Genomic DNA, 15,759 nt, shown 5'->3' on the forward strand with positions numbered 1-15,759 from the left:
TGGCCACGGGGGCTCCCGGATCTCCGTGGGCACCCTCGTCGCCTTCACCACCCTGCAGCAGGGGCTCTTCGGCCCAGTGGTGTCACTGCTCCAGACAGGGATCAGCATGCAGAGCTCGCTGGCGCTGTTCGACCGCGTCTTCGAGTACCTGGACCTTCCCGTCGACGTCCCCGAGCCCACGGCGCCGGTGCCGCTCGCCCACCCTCGTGGGCACGTCCGATTCGACGACGTGGACTTCAGCTACGCCAACGGGGAGCCGGTCCTCTCCGGGATCTCCATCGACGTACCGGCCGGCACCCATCTCGCGATCGTCGGTGCCACGGGCGCCGGCAAGACGACCCTCGGCTACCTCGTGCCACGGCTGTACGACGTGACACGGGGGCGGATCACGATCGACGGCGTCGACGTCCGGGACCTCGATTCCGCGACACTGACCTCCACGGTCGGCGTGGTCTCCCAGGACACCCATCTCTTCCACACCACCGTCACGGACAATCTGCGTTTCGCCAAGCCCGGTGCGACCGAGGACGACATCACGGCCGCGGCGAAGGCCGCCCAGATCCACGACCTCATCCAGGGCCTGCCCGACGGCTACGACACGATCGTCGGAGAGCGCGGCTACCGGTTCTCCGGTGGCGAGAAGCAGCGGCTCGCGATCGCCAGGGCCCTTCTGAGGAATCCCCCGGTACTCGTTCTGGACGAGGCGACGAGCGCGCTCGACACGCGCACCGAGCGAGCCGTGCAACGGGCTCTGGCCGCGCTGTCGCGTGATCGCACCACCATCACCATCGCGCACCGGCTGTCCACCATCCGTGACGCCGACCAGATCATCGTGCTCGACGACGGGCGGATCGTGGAACGGGGAACGCACAGCAGCCTCCTGCTCAGGCAGGGCCGCTACGCCGCTCTGGTCCGGGCCGACGACCACCTCGCGGACGAGGAGATGCCGGTCGGCTGAACGCGGTCCGTCCGGGTGAGCGCTGTGCGGTCGGGGGAGTGCTGTGCGGTCGGGGTGCTCAGCCCACGCCGAGTTCCGTCAACTCCGCGAGCGGCAGGGTGTGCTGGGTCTGCAGCACCTTGGCCCGCAGGTAGCGCACGTTGTGCGTGGTGGTGAAGACCCCGGTGGGCACCCGGTCGCGCACGTCGATGCCCAGGCCGCGCAGCTGGTCGGCCTTGTCGGGGTTGTTGGAGAGCAGGTCCAGCTCCGTGATGCCCAGCGCGCGGAGCATCTGGCCGGCCGCCGTGTAGTCGCGGGCGTCCTCCGGCAGACCGAGCGCGGCGTTGGCCTCGTAGGTGTCGAGGCCCTGGTCCTGCAGGGCGTACGCGTCGAGCTTGTTGTAGAGGCCGATGCCGCGGCCCTCCTGACGGAGGTAGAGCAGGACGCCGCCGCGGTCGGCGATGCGTTCGACCGCCTCGCGCAGCTGGGGACCGCAGTCGCAGCGGGCCGAGCCGAAGACGTCCCCGGTCAGGCACTCGGAGTGCAGGCGGACGAGCGGGACGGTGCCGGGGGCGGGGGTGCCGAGGACGACGGCCACGTGCTCCTGGCCGTCGGTCAGGCCGTGGAAGGTGACGAGGTCGGCGTCGACGCCGTAGCCGTCGTGGAAGCGCAGCGGTACCCGGACGCGGGCGCGCGGGGTGGCGGCGGGGGTGTCGGGCATGCGGGTTCTCCGGGTCCGGTGGTCAGGGCCGGGTTCTGCTTCAGATTTGAAGCAGTTCCACGTCGGGGACCCTACTACATGCTTCAATTTTTAAGCAATGGGCAACGGGTCGTTCGCGGTCCGGCCGCCGGGATCCGGTCAGGAACAGGGCGGGGAGGAACGGCGTCGCCAGGGCACCTCGTCGGGTGCCGGCCGGGCCGTCCCGTCGCCCTGGAGCGCCCGCACGATCCCCCCGCAGATCTCCTCGAGCTGCTCCACCTGCTCAGGTGCGAGGTGGTCGAACAGTGACGCCCGTACCGTCTCGACATGGCCCGGCGCCGCGCGCTCGAGCACGGCCATCCCCTCGTCGGTCAGGGCGGCGATGCTGCCCCGCTTGTCCCAGCGGCAGTTCTCGCGCCGCACCAGGGCGTCCTTCTCCAGGCGCGTCACCGCGTAGGTCAGCCGGCTCCGGGTGATCTTCAGTGCCTCGGCGAGGTCGGTCATCCGCAGCCGGCGGTCCGGCGTCTCGGAAAGGGTGGCCAGGATGGAGTAGTAAAGGTGGGGCATGCCCGCGTCCTGCTGGAGCTGCCGGTCCAGCGCGTCCTCCAGGAGATGGGTCGCGGCCACGTACGCGCGCCAGGCGCGCTGCTCCTCGGGGGTGAGCCAGCGGGTCGTCATGTCACCAGTGTAAGTTTGTTTCAAACTTGAACCAAGACCCCGGGTTCGCCGGGTCCACACCTGCCCGCCTCCCGAAGAGAGCGCGTCGATGCCCCGTCCGTACGTCCTGCTGTCCGCCGCCGTGTCCCTCGACGGGTACCTCGACGACACCGGCCCCGACCGGCTGCTGCTGTCCAGCCCGGCCGACTTCGACCGGGTCGACGAGGTACGGGCGTCCGTCGACGCGATCCTGGTCGGCGCCGGCACCATTCGCGCCGACAACCCGCGCCTGCTGGTCAACTCGCCCGAGCGCCGGGCGGCCCGGCTCGCCGCCGGGCAGGCGGAGTACCCCCTCAAGGTCACCGTCAGCGGCTCCGGCGACCTGGACCCGGACGCGAACTTCTGGCACACCGGCGGCGAGAAGGTGGTGTACACCACGGACGACGGTGTCGAGCGGGCCCACGCCCTGCGCCTTGCGGCCGACATCGTCCCCCTGGGCCCCGACCTCGACTGGCCCGCACTGCTCGAACACCTCTACGCGGTGCGCGGAGTGCGCCGTCTGATGGTCGAGGGCGGCGGCACCATCCACACCCAGCTGCTGCGGCAGGGCCTGGCCGACGAACTGCAGCTCGTCCTGGCGCCCCTCCTGGTCGGCGACCCGGCCGCCCCCCGCCTCTTCGGCCCCGGCGGCTACCAGGCCGGCCGTCTGCGGCTGCTGGAGACCCGCCGTATCGAGGACGTCGTCCTGATGCGCTACGAGCCGACCGCACCCGGCACCGGCCCCTCGGCCGCCCCCGCCGACCGCCACTGGCTGCGGATCGCCTGCGAGCTGGCCGCACTGTGCCCGCCCTCGGAGACGGCGTTCAGCGTCGGGGCGGTGGTCGTGGCCGCCGACGGCACGGAGCTCGCCCGCGGCCACTCACGCGAAGGCGGCGACCCCGTGGTCCACGCGGAGGAGGCGGCGCTGGCCAGGATCCGGCCCGACGACCCCCGGCTGGCCGGCGCCACGGTGTACAGCAGTCTCGAACCGTGCGCCCGGCGGGCCTCCCGGCCGGCGCCGTGTGCCCGGCTGATCCTCGACGCGGGGGTGCGGCGGGTGGTCACGGCATGGCGGGAGCCGGACACGTTCGTCACCGGGGCCGACGGGAGCGGGCTGCTGGCGGCCGGGGGCGTGGACGTGGTCGTGGTGCCGGAGTGCGAGACGGCGGCGAAGGCGCCGAACCGGCACCTGCCGGCCTGAACCCGGCTCCACCCCACCCGGCTCCCCCCGGCTCCGGGGGACACGGAAAACGCCCTGGTCGCAAAGGTGTGTGCGAGGCGCCCCGCGCATGGCGTACACTGGTGACACAACGACGCGGGGTGGAGCAGCTCGGTAGCTCGCTGGGCTCATAACCCAGAGGTCGCAGGTTCAAATCCTGTCCCCGCTACTGAAGGCTCAGGGCCGGAATCCAGCACATGGATTCCGGCCCTGGGTGTTTGTGCCCCCCGACGGCACCCGTGCGGCGGTCAACTCGCCCTGTTTTCACCGGTCATGGTGCGTAAGTTCCCCTGTGAAGACATGAATGATCAAGCTGGATCCCTTGGAAACCGACGGGTAGGACCATTAACGTTCGATAACGCGCGGTCGTCCCAGCCGTCACCCGAGGCGGCTCCGTGCGCACGCGCCGAATCCCGAAAGGGAACCGGGGAACCACCACTTGGGGTGAATCACGCGAATGCCCTTGTGAGCTCGTCGAGTTCACGATCGGTATACGCGCGTAGGAGACCTTCCTGCTCCGAACCCGTCAGCTAACCCGGTAGGCGTTACGGAAGGAAAGGAGCACGCCCGCGTGGCGTCCAACCGGCCTGCCCCCACAGCCCCGTTCGTGCCGAGCCAGCGCACCGACACCTTCGGCTACGGCGAGTACCGCACCGACGAGGGTCCCTGGGAGGAGTGGAACCCCACCGAGGAGTCCCTCCGCCCGGAACGCGGCCGGCACCGGGTCAGCAAGCAGCGCGGCGGGGGATTCGCCCGCAGCTCCACCGTTCTGGGCGTCGGCGTCATCGCCGCCGTGGGCGCGGGCGGCATCGCCAGTGCCAACACCGGCAAGCCGCCGGTGTCCATATCCCTGCCCGACATGTCCTCCGTCAGCTCCCTGCTGGGCGAGGACGGGGGCGGCGCGAAGGCCACCGCGGCCAGCCTGACCGACGTCGGCGTGGCGACCGCCGACAGCGACCAGGGCGGCACCGACGCCGGTGAGGCCCTGCGCAACCGGATCATGGCCCAGGCCGAGCTGCAGAAGAGCCAGGTCGTAGGCAAGGCCACCGCCGCAGCGGTGGCCGCCGCCGGGAAGCAGTCCGCGGACGCGGCCGCCAGGGCGGAGAAGACAGCCGCGGTCCAGGCCGCCGCCGCCAAGGAGAAGGCGAAGGCCGCCGTGGCGAAGCAGGCCGAGGCCGACCGCCTCGCCGCGCTGGCCAAGCAGTACACGCTGCCCACCTCCTCGTACACGCTCACCGGCACCTTCGGCCAGCCGGGCTCCATGTGGTCCTCCGGCTACCACACCGGCCTGGACTTCGCGGCGCCGACCGGCACCCTCATCAAGGCCATCCACAGCGGCACGGTCACCGAGGCGGGCTGGGCCGGAGCGTACGGCTACCGCACCATCCTCACCCTCGACGACGGCACGGAGCTGTGGTTCTGCCACCAGTCCTCGATCAACGTGAAGGTCGGCCAGAAGGTCGCCACCGGTGAGGTCATCGGCCGTGTCGGCGCCACCGGCAACGTCACCGGCCCGCACCTCCACCTCGAGGTCCACCTCGGCGGCCAGGCCACCGCCGTCGACCCGATGGCGTGGCTGCACGGCAAGGGCCTCAACCCCTGACGCGTCCACGGGCGCCCATGCGGCGCCCGTGAAGCGGAATGCGAGCTACCGGACCGGTTGTTGAAGAGAGACATGACTTCCCTTCGCAAGCTCGGCCACTCCGACCTCGAGGTCTTCCCGCTCTCCCTCGGCGGCAACGTCTTCGGCTGGACCGCCGACGAGGCACAGTCCTTCGCCGTCCTGGACGCCTACACGGCCGCCGGCGGCAACTTCATCGACACCGCCGACTCGTACTCGGCGTGGGTCGACGGCAACGAGGGCGGTGAGTCCGAGACCATCATCGGCAACTGGGTGAAGGCCCGCGGCAACCGTTCCGACGTCGTCATCGCCACCAAGGTCAGCCAGCACCCCGAGTACCAGGGCCTGACCGCCGACAACATCAAGGCCGCGGCCGACGCGTCCCTGCGCCGCCTCGGCACCGACCACATCGACCTGTACTACACCCACTTCGACAAGACCGAGGTCCCCGTCGAGGAGATCATCGGCGCGCTCGACGAACTGGTCAGGGCGGGCAAGGTCCGCTACATCGCGGCCTCGAACATCACCCCCGGGCGCCTCCAGGAGTCCCTGGACTTCTCCGAGCGCGAGGGCCTCGCCCGGTACGTGGCGCTCCAGCCGCACTACAACCTCGTCTCACGCGACACCTACGAGGGCCCCCTCAGGGACGTCGCCGCACGTGCGGGCCTCGCCGTCGTGCCGTACTTCTCCCTCGCCTCCGGCTTCCTCACCGGCAAGTACCGCCCCGGTACGAGCGTGGACAGCGCCCGGGCGGGCGGCGCCGCCAAGCACCTGGAGACCGAGCGGGGACAGCAGGTCCTCACCGCCCTGGACGAGATCGCCGCCGCGCACGACGCCCCCGTGGCGACCGTGGCCCTCGCCTGGCTGGCCGCCCAGCCCACGGTGGCGGCCCCCATCGCCTCGGCCCGCACCCTGGACCAGCTGCCGGCGCTGCTGGGCGTGGCGGAGCTGGAGCTCACCCGGGAGGAGCTGGCCAGGCTCACCGAGGCGTCGGCGTAACCGCCCCCAGGGGCGGTACGGGTCACGTGCGGTACGGGTTGTAGGCGACGGGATACGGGCCCGCCGGGTAGCCGTACCCGTAAGCGCCCTGCACCCCGTACACCGGCCAGGGCGTCGCGGCCACCGGAGCCGACGCCCTGGCCGCGTACTCCAGCGCGGGCCGCGCCACCTGCCGCCGGTGCCACAGCTCGGCCAGCAGCTCGCTCTCCCGTGCGACGAAGTCGGCCCCCGCCCGGCCGCGCCGCCCCCGGTGCCGCAGGAACGCCAGCGACGTCGCGTACGCCTCGTACTGCGCCACCGCACGCGCCGCCGGCTTGCCGAGGTGGTGACGGGCGTGCTCGCGGGCCATCCGCCGGGCCTTCATCGAACCCAGGGCGAACGGCTCCCCGGGGCCCAGCCATCCGGCGAGGACGTACGCCGGAAGCTCCTCGCGCACGGTCCGCAGCTCCCGCTGGCGGGTCCAGATCACCAGCCAGGTCAGCAGCCCGAAGGCGGGCACCATGAACGTCCCGTACACCGCGAAGAAGCCGTACTCGCCGAAGGTCGAGGAGCCGTTCCAGAACGCGTGCATGCTCATCGCGAGCAGCAGCCCGCCCAGCGGCAGCAGCACGCGACGCACGTGCTGCCGGTCGGCGGACAGGGCGGAGGCGCCGAAGCCGATGCCGGTCAGGACGGTGAAGAGGGGGTGCGCGAACGGGGACATGATGACGCGCACGAAGAACGTGGCGGCGGTGACGGAGGCGATGCCGCGGTCGCCGCTGATCTGGTCGGTGCCGAAGGCGGTGCCGAGGTAGAGGATGTTCTCGGTGAAGGCGAACCCGGTGGCCGTGATCCCGGCTATCACCACGCCGTCCACGATCCCGGTGAAGTCCCGTCTGCGGAAGAGGAAGACGAGCAGGACGGCGGCCGCCTTGGCGGACTCCTCCACGACGGGCGCTATGACGGTCGCGCCGAGGGTGTCTGCGCTGGACGGGTCGGCGGTCGCGGTGGCTATCCACTTGGTGGCGAAGCTGTTGGCGACGATGGCTATCAGCGCCGCCGCGCAGGCCCCCCAGGCGAAGGCGAAGACGAGGTTCCGCCAGGGTCCGGGCTCGACCCGGTCCAGCCACCGGAAGGCGGCTATGAGCAGCGGAACGGGCAGCACGGCCAGCCCGAGCCCGACGAGGAACCCGTCCGTGCCGGTCTGCTGCCGCACGAGGGCGAGGATGACGAGCCCGGAGAGCGCGAGCAGGGTGATGAGCGCCCCGTACCGCACCCACCGCCGTTGCCACCAGTGCGGATGCCGCAGGGTTCCGCCGGCCGGGCCTCGGGGGTCCGGGGGCTGCGTCGGGTACGGGGGACTGGTGGCCACGGCATTAGCCCTAACGAGATCGACCGTCTTCTTACTGGCTCCGGCTTCTTGCCGCTTCCGGCTTCTCACCGACTCCGGTGCTGTACGCGGCGGAAGAGCAGATCATTCACCACATGTCCCTTCTCCAGGCCCTGTCCCTCGAAACGGGTCAGCGGCCGGAAGCCGGGACGGGGCGCGAAACCGCCGTCGGGCCGGGTGTTCTCGAAGTCCGGGTGCGCGGTCAGCACGTCGAGCATCTGCTCGGCGTACGGCTCCCAGTCGGTCGCGCAGTGCACGATCGCTCCGGGCCGCAGCCGGGTCGCGGCCAGGCTGAGGAAGTCCGGCTGGATCAGGCGCCGCTTGTGGTGCCGCTTCTTCGGCCAGGGATCCGGGAAGTAGACCCGCAGCCCGTCGAGCGCGTCCGGCGCCAGCATCTCGCGCAGCAGGATGATGGCGTCGCCGTTGGCGACCCGGACGTTGGACAGTCCGCCCGTGTCCGCGAGGTTCAGCAGGTTTCCCTGCCCCGGCGTGTGCACGTCCACGGCGAGGACGTTGGTGCCGGGATCCGCTCCGGCCATCTGCGCGGTGGCCTCGCCCATCCCGAACCCGATCTCGAGCACGACCGGGTTGTCGTTCCCGAAGAGCTCGCCGAGATCGATCACCCGCTGCCCGTCGATGTCCAGCCCCCACTTGGGCCACAACCGCTGCAGCGCGTCCGCCTGCCCCGCCGTGACCCGGCTCCGGCGTGGCTGGAAACTGCGGATCCGCCGCTCGAAGTGCGACCCGGCGGGATCGGCCTTGGGCCCGTCCGGGAACCGTGGCTCCCCCTTGGCCCGGGTGTGCCGGATGGACGTACCAGGGGCGTGGTGCGGGGTTTCGGGGATCTCGGGGGTGTTCAGCGAGTCAGACACAGTGAGGCCGATTTTACGCGGGACCCGCTCCCGCATCGGACCTGCCGCGGTGACCGACCGGGCGGAGGTCACCTCGTGGCCCCCAGTACGCCCAGCGCCCTGCGCGCCACCTCGCGCCCGATCGGCAGTGAGGCGGTGGCCGCGGGGGACGGCGCGTTCAGCACGTGCACCGCCCTGGGGCCCTCCCGGATCAGGAAGTCGTCCACCAGCGTGCCGTCCCGCAACACCGCCTGCGCCCGCACCCCGGCCGACGCCGGGACCAGGTCCTCCTCCTCCACGGCGGGCAGCAGCCGGCGTACGGCGCCGGTGAACGCGCCCTTCGACAGCGACCGCCGCACCTCACCCAGTCCGTACCGCCAGTGCCGCCGGGCCATCACCCAGGCCCCCGGCCAGGCCAGCGTCCCCGCCGCCTCCCGCGGCCGCACGACCCCCCACCCGTACCCCTCCCGGGCCGCCGCCGGCACCGCGTTCGGCCCGATGTGGACACCGCCGTCGATCCCGCGGGTGAGGTGCACCCCCAGGAACGGGAACGCCGGATCCGGTACCGGATACACCAGGCCGCGCACCAGCCCCGGCCGCGCCAGCTCGTAGTACTCCCCCCGGAAGGGCACGATCCGCACCTCGGGCTCGTCCCCGGTCAGCCGGGCGACCTCGTCGCAGTACAGCCCGGCACAGTTCACCAGCACCCGTCCGCGGACGACGTCCCCGTCCGCCGTCCGCACCGCGACCCCCAGTTCCGGCCGCCGGTCCACCCGGACCACCCGCGCCCCGTACCGGATCTCCGCCCCGGACGCCTCGGCCAGCTGCCGGGCCACCCCGGCGAAGTCGCACACGCCCGTCGTCCCGACGTGTATGGCCGCGAGGCCCCGCACCTCGGGCTCGTACTCCGTGATCTGTGCCGGGCCCAGCTCCCGCACCGGGATCCCGTTCTCCCGGCCGCGCTGGACGAGTGCGTGCAGTCGCGGCAGCTCCTCCCGCTCGGTGGCGACGATCAGCTTGCCGGTGACGGCGTGCGCGATGCCGTACTCCGCGCAGAACTTCACCATCTCGGCGGAACCGCGGACCCCGTACCTCGCCTTCAGGGAACCCGGCCGGTAGTAGATCCCGCTGTGGATGACCCCGCTGTTGCGCCCCGTCTGGTGCCGGGCCGGCCCCGGCTCCTTCTCCAGCACGGTCACCCGTGTCCCGGGCGCGGCACGCGTGATCGCGTACGCCGTGGAGAGCCCGACGATCCCACCACCGATCACGAGCACATCGCAGTCATAAGCGATCCCCGGCCGCACCTGCACCACCTCCCACCTCGATAGTGCACTGCGCCACTGACAGTCGCTTCAAACGCCGCTAGGTACAGCGCCGCTCGGGGGCGCGGGGCCGCGTCGGCATGCGGCTGCGCCGCGTGGGCGCGACCAGCCACCGACCACCGGTGGTCCCGAAACCCACGGCGACCGGGCAGGCGCTCGGGAAGCCGCCCCTAGGCGGGAGCCACAAGCAAGGGCCGCGCCCGCTCCCGCAGCTCCACCACCCGGGGTTCGTCCCCGTACGGCTCCAGCCGGTGCAGGAGGTCCTTCACGTACTCCGTGGTCCGCGCGGACGAGATCCGCCCGGCGACCTCCACCGCCCGCACCCCCTGCTCGCAGGCCGCGTCCAGATTGCCCGACTCCAGCTCGGCGACCGCCGAGACGACGAGCCGGAGCCCGTGCGAGCGCACGAACTCCTCCGTCGGCTTCGACAGGGCCTGCTCGGTGAACCGGCGGACCTGGCGGGGCGCCTTCAGGTCGCGGTAGCACTCCGCGGCGTCCGCGGCGAAGCGGTCGTAGCCGTAGAAGCCGAGCCAGGACGGGTCCTGGTCGCCGTCCCTGGCCCGCTCCAGCCAGCCCTCGGCCGCCTTCAGGGCGGCCCCGGCCGCGTGGGCGTCACCCGCGCGCGCGTGGGCGCGGGCCTCGACCAGGCGGAAGAAGCTCATGGTGCGGGCGGTGGCCAGGCCGCGGTTGCGCTCCACGGCGGCCTGCGCGAGGTCGACGCCCTCGTCACCGAAGCCCCGGTACGTCGCCTGCAACGACATGGACGCCAGCACATAGCCCCCGAGGGGCACGTCCGCGGCCGCGCGCGCGAGGCGCAGCGCCTGGATGTAGTAGCGCTGGGCGGCCTCCTGCTGGCCGGTGTCGAAGGCCATCCAGCCGGCGAGGCGGGTGAGTTCGGCGGAGGCTCCGAACAGGGCACGGCCGACCTCGTCGGAGTACGAGCCGAGCAGCAGCGGCGCCGCCTCCACTCTGAGGCACTCGGGCACCATGGACGAACGCCAGTCGCCGCCCCCGTATTTGGAGTCCCAGCGCCTGGCGTCCTCGGCAGCCTCCCGCAGCTTCTGCACATCGCTGTGGCCGACTTTGATCGGTGCGCCGGAGCCCTCGGAGGGGTTCGCGTCCCGCGCGACCGAGCTGTCGGCGGGGGTTATCAGCCACCGTGAGGCGGGCGTTGCGTATGCGCTCACTGCGAACGAACCGGCCAGCGACTGCCAGATGCCGCCGGCACCGGCCCGGCGGCCGGCGAGGTCGAGGCGGTACAGGTCGGTCGCCGAACGCACCGCCTGTCCTACGTCCCTGGGGAAGGCGAGGCCCACCTCGGGTGCGGGATCAGCGTCCGCCAGGCCGATCTCGTGGAGCGGCACCGGGCGGCCGAGCTTCTGGCCGATGGCCGCGGCGATGAGGTGCGGCGCGGCACCTTGCGGCACCATGCCCTTCGACACCCAGCGCGCCACCGACGTCTTGTCGTAGCGAAGAGTCAACCCGCGTTGCGCGCCGAGGTCGTTGACGCGTCGTGCGAGTCCTGCGTTGCTGATTCCCGCGAGGGCGAGAACGGCGCCGAGTTTTTCGTTCGGCCCGCGTTGCTCCCTGGACATGCGCCACCCCTCGACACAGACGGCTGCCGCGGTGGCATAACCACGCGGCATTCGTAAACCCAGCGTAGTTCGCCGCATCCCAAGCGTTAAGGGGCATTGTTCCGGATGGCGGGATTGTGGTCCGCGCACGGGTGGCGGCCGCTCACGCACCGTGCACGGACTGTCGCGGCGTGCCCCCGCCGTGTGGCCGTGCGCCTGTGCGTGCGCTCTTCTCCGGCCACCGGGGGAGCGGTTCCATGGCTGTCGCGTGGGTCGGCCCGCTGTACTGGATCCAGTGGGCTGGGGGACACCGCCGCCTTCATCCCCGCGGGTGGCGGACCGGTCCGGGAGGCGATGCCCGCCTCCCGGACTGTGCGCACTCTGTGCACTGCGCAGAGCATGTACGGAGCGTGGGCAAGCCTGCCCGCGCAGCGCCAATTTGGCTGAAAATCGCCCCTGTCCTTCGTGGGCGATCATCGCTCCTACCACGGTAGTTGAGGGCGTGAAGGGCGTTTTCGAGGAGTGTTTCGGGGGCGCATTCGTGTCGCAGCCGCCTTGTGGCGTACGGGCGTTGGCCTCTCCCCGACCGCCGCACGGGCACGCGCGCGTGGGCGCGCCGATGCGGTCCGAGGCGGCGCCGTCATCACTCGGGGGCGCGTTCTTCATGGCAGCATGGGACCGGTTCGAACGGTGCACTGGTTGTCCACAGGCTGTGGAGGCGTCCATGCGGTGGTTGGTGGGATGGAGCAGCACCGCCACGGGCGCCGCCGGAATCGGCTCCGCCGGTGCCGTCGGGGGCGACGGCGAGACCGTGCACCCGATCGGTTCCCAACTCCTGTGGGGCGACCCGGATCCCCTGTGGGCGGTCGGCGACTGGCGCCCCGACGAGGTACGGGTGGTGAAGGCCGACGCACAGAACCGCATCGCCGTCCTGGGCACCTGCGGCGCCTCCGACGAGGAGCTGCGGCTCGGCCTGTTCACCGCGCGCGGAGGCGCGCTCCGGCACCTGACGACCTGGCCGGGCAGCTACACGGCCGTCGTCCAGGTCGGCCGCCGGGTCACCGTCTGCGGCGACCTCGCGGGCGCCCGCCCGGTGTTCCACACCCCCTGGGCCGGCGGCACGGCCTACGCGACGGCCGCGCTGCCCCTCGCCGACCTCATCGAGGCCAATCTCGACTTCGGCCACCTCGCGGCCCTGCTCGCCGCCCCCGAGGTCCCGGCCGCGCTGTACGACTCCACGCCGTACGACGGCGTGCGCCGCGTTCCGCCGGGGCATGCGCTCATCCTGCGCGCGGGGGCGCGCGAGATCGCCGGATACGAGCCGGTCGCCTCGCTCGCGGTGGCGGCCCCGTCGGCCGACCCCGACCGCGCGGTGGACGCGGTGCGCGACGCGCTCGTCGACGCCGTCCGCGCCCGCCTCTCCGCACCCCGGCACGTCCCCGGAGCCGACATAGACCCCGGACCCGTACCCGGTATGGGACCCGCCGAGCGGCGGGCCGCGCGCGGGATGCCCGTGCCGGGGATCGGCGCGGACCTGTCCGGCGGACCGGCCTCGGGCACCCTCGCCCTGCTCGCGGCCGGACTCCCCGGCATGCCGGGAACCGTCCTGGGCCACGGCACGGGCGCGGGGGAGCGGCTGCTCGCCGTCACCTTCAACGACCTCGCCGTGGGCGGCCGGGAAGCCGAACTCCAGCGCGCGGGGGCGCTCGCGGCCAACCCGCGCCTGCACCACGTCGTGGTGACCGGCGGCGAGGAGGTCCTGCCGTACGCCGACCTGGACGGCCCGCTCACCGACGAACCCGGGCCCTCCCTGATCTGGGCGGCCCGCCACCGCGCGCGCCTGGCCGCCGGCAGCGCCGACCACTTCACCGGGCACGGTGCCCGCCAGGCCCTGGACGCGCACCCCGCCCGCCTGGCGGACCTGCTGATGGACCGCAAACGGCGCCACCTGGTCCGGCCGGTCGCCGCGCTGGCCAAGGCGGACGGCTCGGTGATGGTCCCCGCGCGCGTGTACAGCGCGGCGCGGCGGCTGGCGCGGACGCCGTACCGAGTCGGCGTGGAAGCCCTCGCCGAGCGGCTGATGCGCCGCCGTTTCGAGGAACCCTCGGGCGCGGTGGGAGCGTCCCTGGCGGCGCTGACCTGGGCCAGACCCGGACCGGCGGCACGCTGGCTGACCGGGGAGGCACTCGCTGAAGTATCGGTTCTGCTGCAGGGGGCGGTGAACCGCCCCGGCGTCGGCCCGGGCCAGCGCCCCGGTGACCACCGCGCCCGTGCCGCACTGACCCGGTACGCGTCCGACATCCGGGTCCTCGAACAGGCGGCCGAGATCCGCTTCCAGCGCCTGCACGCCCCCTTCCTCGACAACCAGGTCGTCCGAGCCTGCCGCGACCTCCCCGAGGCCCTCCGGGTCCAGCCGGGGGCGCGCGCCGACATCCTGCGTACGGTGCTGGAGGGCGCCGGCATCACCGACCTCCCGTCCGGCTGGGGCGCCCCCTCCCAGGCCTCCTCGGCCGCCGCCGCCCGCACCGGGCTGAGAACGGCGGCCGACGACCTCATGTCCCTCTTCGGCACCCCCCTGCTCGCCGAGGCCGGACTGGTCGAGGCCCGCGTCGTCCGCAAGGCCCTGCGCGGCGCGGCGGCCGGCGAACCCCTCCCCCTGGACGGCCTCGCCGACCTCGTCTCCCTGGAACTGTGGCTGCGCCGCCTGCTCTCCCGCCGGGGCACCTGCTGGACGGGAACGCCGGCACGCGCCCGTGCGGTGCCCTCCGGGATTGCGCCGCGGCGGGGGGCGTTGGCCTCCGGGGCGTGACTCAGCTGCCCGGTGCTGATGGGGCCGCCCCTGGGGGCTGCCGCCCCCCAGACCCCCGCTTCGGCCTGAACGGCCTCGTCCTCGAACTCCCCCAGAGGGGGCACCCCCAGACGGGCTGGATCTACGCGCCCGGCGCTTTCCAGGGCGCCACAATGATCCGATGCGGTACAGACTCCTGGGCCCGGCCCAAGCGACGGACGACCAGGGCGCTCCCATACCCCTCGGCCCCCGTCTGCGCGCCCTGCTCACCGCTCTCGCCCTGCGCCCCGGCCGCGCCGCCACCCCCGACACCCTGATCGACGAAATCTGGGCGGACGATCCGCCGCTGGACGCCCCGGGCGCCCTGCAGGCGCTGGTCGGCCGTCTCCGTCGCAGCCTCGGCAGGGACAGCGTCGTCTCCGACCCCGGCGGCTACCGCCTCACGGCGAGCGAGGACGACGTCGACCTCTTCGTCTTCGAACGCATGGTCCGCGACGGCGCCGCCGCCCTCGACCGCGACGACCCGGCCACCGCCTCCCGCCTCCTGACCGACGCCCTCGCGCTGTGGCGCGGCCCCGCCCTGGCCGACCTCCCCGACCGCACCGCCGCCACCCGCCCGGACGCCCTCCACCTGGAGGCGACCCGCGGCCGGGCCGAGGCGGCCCTGCGGCTCGGCCGCGCCCACACCGTCGTACCCGAGCTGACGGAACTGACCGCGGCCCACCCCTTCGACGAGCCCCTGCACGCGCTGCTCATCCGCGCCCTGCGCGACACGGGCCGTACCGCCGACGCCCTCGCCGCCTACGAATCCGCCCGCCGCACCCTCGCCGACTCCCTCGGCACCGACCCCGGCCCGGAACTGAGGGCCCTGCACGCGTCGTTGCTCGGACAGCAGACACCACCGGCACCGGCCCCGCCCCGCCGCAGCGGCAACCTCCGCCCCCGCCTGACCTCCTTCGTCGGACGCGAACCCGAACTCGACGCCGTCCGTTCCGACCTGCACAGGGGCCGTCTCGTCACCCTGACCGGACCGGGCGGCTCGGGGAAGACCCGGCTCGCCGAGGAGGCCGCCGCCGGGCATCCGCAGGCCTGGCTGGTCGAGCTGGCCCCGCTCGACCGGCCGGAGGCGGTCCCCGGCGCGGTGGTCAGCGCGCTGGGACTGCGCGAGACCGTGCTCATGACCAACGAGCTGGCCGTCCCGCAGGCCGACCCGGTCGCCCTGCTCGTCGAGTACTGCGCCCCGCGCAGCCTGCTCCTGATCCTCGACAACTGCGAACACATCGTCGACGCGGCCGCCCACCTCGCCGAGACACTGCTCACCCGCTGCCCGGGACTCACGATCCTCGCCACCAGCCGCGAACCCCTGGGCGTGCCCGGTGAGTCGGTGCGCCCCGTGGAGCCCCTCGTCCCCGAGCAGGCGCACCGCCTCTTCGAAGAACGCGCGGCGGCCGTACGCCCCGACGCCGCCGCCGTGCTGACGGACACCGCGGCCGTGGACGAGATCTGCCGCCGCCTCGACGGCCTGCCGCTCGCCATCGAGCTGGCCGCTGCCCGGCTCCGACTGCTCACCCCGCGGCAGATCGCCGACCGCCTCGACGACCGTTTCCGCCTCCTCACCTCCGGAAGCCGCACCGTCCTGCCCCGCCAGCAGACCCTGCGCGCCGTCGTCGACTGGTCCTGGGA

General features: G+C 72.9%; 12 protein-coding genes, 1 tRNA gene and 1 riboswitch. Of the genes, 7 read left to right on the top strand and 6 right to left on the bottom strand.

What is annotated here, in order from left to right:
- Window positions 1-958, top strand: a 958-nt coding sequence (locus ACWC21_RS06640) for an ABC transporter ATP-binding protein (protein WP_450878766.1), incomplete at its 5' end; no start/stop codon positions are given.
- A gap of 58 nt (window positions 959-1,016) precedes the next feature.
- Here ACWC21_RS06640 and ACWC21_RS06645 read toward each other — a convergent pair.
- Together ACWC21_RS06645 and ACWC21_RS06650 are read right to left on the bottom strand one after the other, a co-directional pair.
- Window positions 1,017-1,658 carry a GTP cyclohydrolase II gene (locus tag ACWC21_RS06645; protein ID WP_450878768.1) on the bottom strand — a complete coding sequence of 214 codons (642 nt, stop codon included), beginning with the start codon at window positions 1,656-1,658 and terminating at the stop codon, window positions 1,017-1,019.
- Window positions 1,659-1,796: 138 nt separating this feature from the next.
- The gene (locus tag ACWC21_RS06650; RefSeq protein WP_450878770.1) at window positions 1,797-2,315 is read right to left on the bottom strand and encodes a MarR family winged helix-turn-helix transcriptional regulator; all 519 of its coding nucleotides are present in this window, start codon (window positions 2,313-2,315) and stop codon (window positions 1,797-1,799) included.
- Between the two features lie 88 nt (window positions 2,316-2,403).
- On the opposite strand from ACWC21_RS06650, the gene ACWC21_RS06655 reads away from it, so the two are divergent.
- From ACWC21_RS06655 to ACWC21_RS06670, 4 genes are all read left to right on the top strand, one after another.
- Entirely contained in the window at window positions 2,404-3,534 is a 1,131-nt protein-coding gene (locus tag ACWC21_RS06655) for a dihydrofolate reductase family protein (protein WP_450878772.1), read from the top strand.
- 113 nt (window positions 3,535-3,647) lie between these two features.
- Window positions 3,648-3,721 (top strand) — tRNA-Met (locus tag ACWC21_RS06660).
- A 225-nt stretch (window positions 3,722-3,946) separates the two neighbouring features.
- Window positions 3,947-4,112: riboswitch (cyclic di-AMP (ydaO/yuaA leader) on the top strand.
- An 11-nt stretch (window positions 4,113-4,123) separates the two neighbouring features.
- Entirely contained in the window at window positions 4,124-5,155 is a 1,032-nt protein-coding gene (locus ACWC21_RS06665) for a M23 family metallopeptidase (RefSeq protein WP_450878774.1), read from the top strand.
- A gap of 72 nt (window positions 5,156-5,227) precedes the next feature.
- Window positions 5,228-6,172 carry an aldo/keto reductase gene (locus ACWC21_RS06670; RefSeq protein ID WP_450878775.1) on the top strand — a complete coding sequence of 315 codons (945 nt, stop codon included), beginning with the start codon at window positions 5,228-5,230 and terminating at the stop codon, window positions 6,170-6,172.
- 22 nt (window positions 6,173-6,194) lie between these two features.
- On the opposite strand, the gene ACWC21_RS06675 is transcribed toward ACWC21_RS06670, so the two are convergent.
- The 4 genes from ACWC21_RS06675 to ACWC21_RS06690 form a co-directional block, all read right to left on the bottom strand.
- Window positions 6,195-7,523 carry a PrsW family intramembrane metalloprotease gene (locus ACWC21_RS06675; RefSeq protein ID WP_450878777.1) on the bottom strand — a complete coding sequence of 443 codons (1,329 nt, stop codon included), beginning with the start codon at window positions 7,521-7,523 and terminating at the stop codon, window positions 6,195-6,197.
- Window positions 7,524-7,588: 65 nt separating this feature from the next.
- Window positions 7,589-8,413, bottom strand: coding sequence for a tRNA (guanosine(46)-N7)-methyltransferase TrmB (gene trmB, locus ACWC21_RS06680; RefSeq protein ID WP_450878779.1), 825 nt, complete (start codon window positions 8,411-8,413; stop codon window positions 7,589-7,591).
- 68 nt (window positions 8,414-8,481) lie between these two features.
- Window positions 8,482-9,705, bottom strand: a complete 1,224-nt coding sequence (gene lhgO, locus ACWC21_RS06685; protein WP_450878781.1) for an L-2-hydroxyglutarate oxidase — start codon at window positions 9,703-9,705, stop codon at window positions 8,482-8,484.
- Between the two features lie 179 nt (window positions 9,706-9,884).
- Entirely contained in the window at window positions 9,885-11,309 is a 1,425-nt protein-coding gene (locus ACWC21_RS06690) for an MFS transporter (protein ID WP_450878783.1), read from the bottom strand.
- A 703-nt stretch (window positions 11,310-12,012) separates the two neighbouring features.
- Here ACWC21_RS06690 and ACWC21_RS06695 point away from each other — a divergent pair.
- Together ACWC21_RS06695 and ACWC21_RS06700 are read left to right on the top strand one after the other, a co-directional pair.
- Window positions 12,013-14,097 (top strand): asparagine synthase-related protein, encoded by a 2,085-nt coding sequence (locus ACWC21_RS06695; RefSeq protein WP_450878785.1) that lies wholly within the window; start codon window positions 12,013-12,015, stop codon window positions 14,095-14,097.
- Window positions 14,098-14,257: 160 nt separating this feature from the next.
- A partial coding sequence (locus ACWC21_RS06700; RefSeq protein ID WP_450878787.1) for a BTAD domain-containing putative transcriptional regulator occupies window positions 14,258-15,759 on the top strand: 1,502 nt, incomplete at its 3' end.

It is taken from the genome of Streptomyces sp. NPDC001348 (assembly GCF_053597535.1).